The organism is Isoptericola sp. NPDC060257 (assembly GCF_042726645.1).
Lineage (GTDB): Bacteria > Actinomycetota > Actinomycetes > Actinomycetales > Cellulomonadaceae > Isoptericola > Isoptericola nanjingensis.
Map to the genome: position 1 here is coordinate 1 of NZ_JBHXAW010000451.1, position 1,973 is coordinate 1,973.

At 74.2% G+C, this 1,973-nt stretch carries 3 protein-coding genes; all 3 read left to right on the forward strand.

Annotation, left to right across the window (positions count from 1 at the left end; translation table 11 throughout):
- Window positions 1–276, forward strand: a 276-nt coding sequence (locus ACFWEK_RS21190; RefSeq protein WP_430555321.1) for an FHA domain-containing protein, incomplete at its 5' end; no start/stop codon positions are given.
- Entirely contained in the window at window positions 273–1,016 is a 744-nt protein-coding gene (locus tag ACFWEK_RS21195; protein WP_430545498.1) for a MerR family transcriptional regulator, read from the forward strand. The genes ACFWEK_RS21190 and ACFWEK_RS21195, both read left to right, overlap by 4 nt.
- 117 nt (window positions 1,017–1,133) lie before the next feature.
- Complete coding sequence (locus ACFWEK_RS21200; RefSeq protein WP_430545614.1) at window positions 1,134–1,667, forward strand: bifunctional nuclease family protein; 534 nt, start codon at window positions 1,134–1,136, stop codon at window positions 1,665–1,667.
- Window positions 1,668–1,973 lie beyond the last annotated feature (306 nt).

Genomic DNA, 1,973 nt, shown 5'->3' on the forward strand with positions numbered 1-1,973 from the left:
CTGCTGGACTCCGACCGCGCGGTCGCCGGGCGCAGCGAGCAGGCCGACATCTTCCTCGACGACGTGACGGTGTCGCGCAAGCACGCGGAGTTCGCCCGCGAGGGCGACCGCTTCGTCGTCCGGGACATCGGCTCGCTCAACGGCACGTACGTCAACCGGGAGCGCATCGACGCGGCGCCGCTGACGACGGGCGACGAGGTGCAGATCGGCAAGTTCCGCATGTCGTTCCACGCCAGCCCGCAGGCGCCGCGGGACCCGCAGGCGCCCGCGTCGTGACGGCGGCGCAGGCCGCGCAGGGCGAGCAGCCCGCCGGCGCGCCGGAACCCTGGCCGCGGGGGATCTCGCGCCAGGCGACGATGCGGATCTCCGACGTGCTCGCCCAGCTGGGCCCGGAGTTCCCGTCCGTCTCGCACTCCAAGTTGCGTTTCCTCGAGGACCAGGGCCTGATCGACCCGGTGCGCACCCCGTCGGGATACCGGCAGTACAGCCCCGCCGACGTCGAGCGCCTGCGGTTCGTGCTGACGGAGCAGCGGGACTCGTACCTCCCGCTGAAGGTCATCAAGGAGCGCCTCGCCGAGATGGACGCGGGGGAGCCCGCGCCCGGCCCCGCCCCGCGGCTCGCCGACGCGGGTGCCGCGACCGAGGTGACCCGGCGGCGGTGGACGGTGGAGACCGTCGCCGAGGCGACCGGCACGACACCCCGTTTCGTGCAGGAGCTGGTGTCCGCGGGCGTGCTGCAGGTCCGGGCCGGCAGCCGGCTGGACGACGGCGCCCCCGACGTGGTGCGGATCGCGGTCCGGCTCGCGGAGCACGGCATCGAGCCGCGGCACCTGCGGTCGTTGCGGGCGTCGGCCGACCGGCACGTGGGCCTGGTCGACCAGCTGGTGGCGCCCTACCGGAGCCAGCAGACCCCGTCCGCACGCGCCCAGGGTGCGGAGCTGGCGGCCGAGGTGGGCGAGCTGCTCGCCCGCCTGCACTCGACGTGGGTGCGTCAGGGGTCGAGCGACCTCGTCTGACCTGCCCGTCGCGGTCGCGGGCTGCGCCGTCGCGATCCGGCTCGCCCCCGGGCGACGTGCGGCACCGTGCGGACGTACCGTGGATCGGTGGAACCCGACGACGCGAGCGACGCCCCGATGGTCCCGGTGGAGGTCCTCGGGGTGCGGCAGCAGCAGCACGACCAGGAGATCGTCGTGCTGCTCCTGGACGCCGCCGCGAACCTCGCCGTCCCCATCGTCATCGGTGCGCGCGAGGCGTCGGCCATCGCGATGGCGCAGGCCGGGCTCGTGACCCCGCGCCCGATGACGCACGACCTGCTGCGGGACCTCCTCGGCGCGGTGGGCGTGGAGCTCGAGCGGGTCGAGATCGTCGCGCTCGACGGCGGGGTGTTCTTCGCCGAGCTCGTCCTGTCGAACGGCACCCGGCTCGACTCGCGTGCGTCGGACGCGATCGCCCTGGCGGTGCGGACGGGGAGCCCGGTGCTGTGCTCCGCCGAGGTGGTCGCCGTCGCCGGCGTCGAGGTGGTCGACGTCGAGCAGCAGCGCGAGGTGGAGAAGTTCCGCGACTTCCTGGACCACGCGACCGCGGCCGACTTCACGGCCCCCGGGGGACCGCACGAGCCGGGCACGCCGCCGAGCGGTGGGGAACGGCCTGACGACGCGCCCCCCTGACGTCGCCACGCCCGGGCGGACCCTCGACCTCCGGTTGACGGTCAGACTCGGTTACCGTAGGAGCCGAACCCTCAAGTCGTGATCGACAGTTGAGGGACGGGCGCAGGCCCCCGACGTGGGGGCACGGCAGCGCGACACGCGGTCCCGCTCGGCGCCGACGTCGTTGACGACCCCCCAGGGGCGTCCTAGCGTGGAGTCGAACACCAGGAGGCACAGTGAACAGCAGCGGTGAGGCAAGCGTCCCCACGGGTGCTTCGGTGCCGCAGGGCGCCCAGGGGCTTCTCTTCGGCGAGGACCTCACGGAGC

Bases quoted from the DNA above. Each gene is read 5' to 3' on its own strand.
- ACFWEK_RS21200 (WP_430545614.1), top strand. From the start codon at position 1,134: ATGGTCCCGGTGGAGGTCCTCGGGGTGCGGCAGCAGCAGCACGACCAG.